General features: G+C 66.0%; 4 protein-coding genes. 1 reads left to right on the top strand and 3 read right to left on the bottom strand.

Features of this window, described 5'->3' with window-relative positions; genetic code table 11:
• Positions 1-24: 24 nt before the first annotated feature.
• Entirely contained in the window at positions 25-540 is a 516-nt protein-coding gene (locus DBR22_RS20645) for a DUF4188 domain-containing protein (RefSeq protein ID WP_108600529.1), read from the bottom strand.
• A gap of 79 nt (positions 541-619) precedes the next feature.
• Between DBR22_RS20645 and DBR22_RS20640 the strand changes: the two genes are divergently transcribed.
• Entirely contained in the window at positions 620-1,195 is a 576-nt protein-coding gene (locus tag DBR22_RS20640; RefSeq protein ID WP_258229353.1) for a TetR-like C-terminal domain-containing protein, read from the top strand.
• A 172-nt stretch (positions 1,196-1,367) separates the two neighbouring features.
• On the opposite strand, the gene DBR22_RS20635 is transcribed toward DBR22_RS20640, so the two are convergent.
• Both DBR22_RS20635 and DBR22_RS20630 read right to left on the bottom strand, forming a co-directional pair.
• On the bottom strand, positions 1,368-2,060 hold the full coding sequence (locus tag DBR22_RS20635; RefSeq protein WP_108600528.1) for an SRPBCC family protein: 693 nt from the start codon (positions 2,058-2,060) through the stop codon (positions 1,368-1,370).
• Positions 2,053-2,724: a winged helix-turn-helix domain-containing protein gene (locus DBR22_RS20630; RefSeq protein WP_108600527.1), complete on the bottom strand. Its 672-nt coding sequence runs from the start codon at positions 2,722-2,724 to the stop codon at positions 2,053-2,055. Before DBR22_RS20630 ends, DBR22_RS20635 begins: the two co-directional genes overlap by 8 nt.
• Between the last annotated feature and the right edge of the window lie 32 nt (positions 2,725-2,756).

The raw sequence follows: 2,756 nt of genomic DNA, 5'->3' as shown, positions 1-2,756 counted from the left end.
TCCGCAGCCGGGCCGATGAACCGTTCATGCCGGCTCAGCTTCCGCAGCGGCGCGGCTTCCCGCAGTTCCGCCCATCCGCTGCTTCGCTGTGTTGGTTCCTGCCCCGATGGCCACGTGCGTGGTGGCCTTGGCCAGCCCAAACTGCGGCATGCCGTTGTAGACCACCTCGATCCCGGTGGCAGGAACCTGGTAGGTCTCGTGCCAGACTCCGACGTCCCCCGTGCCGGAGAGCTCCTTCATAAAGCGTCGCCAAGGTTCCAGGTGGGGTGACTCGCGGTCTGCGGCGAACTTTCGCAGGTGCTCCGGGCTCTCCCAGTAGCTGAGCAACATCGTGGTCCGTCCGAACCACTGCTCATAACCGAGCATGCCCGCCGCCGGGTCTGCGGCCAGGTGCTGCAGCATCCGCGGCATGGCGGCCGCCACTTTGCCCACGGTCCCCAATTTCCACCAGCGGTTCGCGCGCATGCCGATCAGGAAAACCGTTACAGATTCCCGTTCCGGGTCAGCCGTATAGCGGCCGGGAAACACCTTCTGCGCCATGACAACTCCTTCGGTCAACAAATGCATAACCTTGTTTCATAACAGCGTTATGAAACAAGGTTATGAAACAATGAACCCTATGGCAAGACCCATCGTGCATACCGATTCCCTGCGGCATGAATTGCTGGCCGTCACTGCCGAGCTGGTGGACCGCGATGGCCCGGCCCGGGTAACGCTGCGGGATGTGGCAGCTGCCGCCGGGACATCCACCTCCGCCGTCTACTCGCTGTTCGGCGGAAAATCACAGCTCCTCACCGCCGTGGTGGACGACGGGTTCCGGTCCTTCCACGATTCGCAGGCGGCAGCGGCGGAAGAGGGCCTGCAGGGCCTCGGCGTGGCATACCGGGCGTGGGCCCTGGAGCATCGGGCGCTCTACCGGCTGATGTTCGGCGGAGCCCTGGCAGCTTACGTTGATTGCCAGCCAACTCCCGATGTTGCCGCTGATGCCATGGTGCCGCTGATCGCTGCCGTCGCCGGAGCCCAGGCCGCCGGCAGGCTGCTGCCGGCACCCGCGGAGATGGTCGCCGTCGCAATCTGGGGACAGGTCCACGGCCTGGTGAGCCTGGAGCTTGCTGAGGTGGGGCCGCCGGATGCGGACTGGGCCGCCGTGTACAACGCAGCCCTCGACGCCGTCGCCCGCGGCTGGGCCGCCTGACACCCACAGCCGCCGGAGCCGGCAGGTGCCCGGGTGCAGAAGCTCCCGAGGCGCTTAAATACCTGCGACCCGCCCAATACCTGACGCTGCCACATTTCGGGCGCGCCGGATATTTAGCGGGTCGCAGGTGTCCTGCCGGTCGGTGGCTGCGGTTCCCAGAAGCCTTCGCTCCCTAGGCGTAGACCTTTCCGAGGAAACCGGCCCAGGCCGTAGCGGTAGCTTCGGAGTCACCGCTGCCGCTGAAGTCGTGGACGGTCATGCCCACCGGGGCGCCGAATGCATTGCGGCCAAAGAACCGGTACATGGCATCCGCCGTCCGCAGCCCCAGGAAGTGCTCGTTGGAGAAGTCCACTTCGCCGGAAAGCTGGCCGACGCCGTCGACGTCGAGCTCCACAGCGGAACCCTGTGCCGCACCGTCCACACCCAGTGCTTTCTTCAGCCGAGTGAACCCGTCGGTACTTTGCGAGGCCGCCGGGCCCTGGATATCGGTGAACACCACCGGCTTGCCGTCGAAGTGCTGCAGGTACTGGCCCAGGGTGTGGAGGTAGAACTCGGTGTGGCGGGTGGCGCCGTCGTACTGTTCATCCCAGTTGTCCGTCAGGATGCCGCTGTGGACATAGTGGAGCCGGGCGCGTCCGCCGTCGAGCGGTTCCAGCACATGTTCCAGCTGGTTGAACCAGCCATCGGGGCCGTCCATCCGGGAGACGAGGTGGGTGGGGTACTCCTGCACGGTCTTGACGTCCGGCCACTGGTCCGTGGGGAACATCCACGCCGGCGTCCCCTGAGTGACGGCTTCCCAGACCCGCTCGGGAGTGCCCGGCAGTTCGGTGTCGTAAACGATCTCGAATTCACGCTTGTCAGTCATTGTCCTGTTCCTTCGCTGTAAGGGGGTTGATGGGGGTTTTAAGAACGGGATGAAGGGCGACGACGAGCCGGTGCTTCCGGCCTCCCCGCGCCGGGGTGCCGCCGGACGAGGTGGCATCCGGGCCGGCGCTCGCGGCCGCCGTGCCGCCGTCGTGATATTTGTCCACCAGGCGCGTGACGGCGACGCCGAGTTCCTCGGCAAAAGCAGCCCGGTCCGCCGCAGTCCGGAAGGTGATCTCGCCGTCGATCGCGAAAGTGGCGAGCTTCTGCCGTGCCGCAGCCGCCCCGGCAATCAGCTTTCCCACTTCCTGGACCATCCGGCCGGCGAGGGCCAGCAGCCAGAAGGCCGAAAAGTGATCCGAGAACCGGTGCGGATCGGGCGCCACAGAGGCCAGCGCCACGGGGGAAATCAGGTACGAGGCCGCCGTCGCCTGGAGCACACGCTCAGTCACGTTCCCCTTGCGCCGCTCCTCCACCAGCTCCACCAGCCCATGCCGCTCGAGGGCCTTAAGGTGGTAGTTGACCTTCTGCCGCGGCAGGCCCACCTTGGCCGCAAGCTGCGTGGCCGACCCGGGCTGGGCGAGCTCCTGGAGGATACGCGTCCGGATCGGGTCCAGCGACGCCTCCGCCGCGGCCGGATCCTCGATCACTTCGATGTCCAACATGCTTCCATCTTCGCAACCGACAACTTTTATTG

Origin of the sequence: Arthrobacter sp. HMWF013 (genome assembly GCF_003061105.1) — a bacterium.
Lineage (GTDB): Bacteria > Actinomycetota > Actinomycetes > Actinomycetales > Micrococcaceae > Arthrobacter.
Note: the sequence above shows the minus strand (reverse complement) of the source record. Positions and strands in the feature narration are given on the sequence as shown.

Bases quoted from the DNA above. Each gene is read 5' to 3' on its own strand.
- DBR22_RS20645 (WP_108600529.1), bottom strand. From the start codon at position 540: ATGGCGCAGAAGGTGTTTCCCGGCCGCTATACGGCTGACCCGGAACGG.
- DBR22_RS20640 (WP_258229353.1), top strand. From the start codon at position 620: ATGGCAAGACCCATCGTGCATACCGATTCCCTGCGGCATGAATTGCTG.
- DBR22_RS20635 (WP_108600528.1), bottom strand. From the start codon at position 2,060: ATGACTGACAAGCGTGAATTCGAGATCGTTTACGACACCGAACTGCCG.
- DBR22_RS20630 (WP_108600527.1), bottom strand. From the start codon at position 2,724: ATGTTGGACATCGAAGTGATCGAGGATCCGGCCGCGGCGGAGGCGTCG.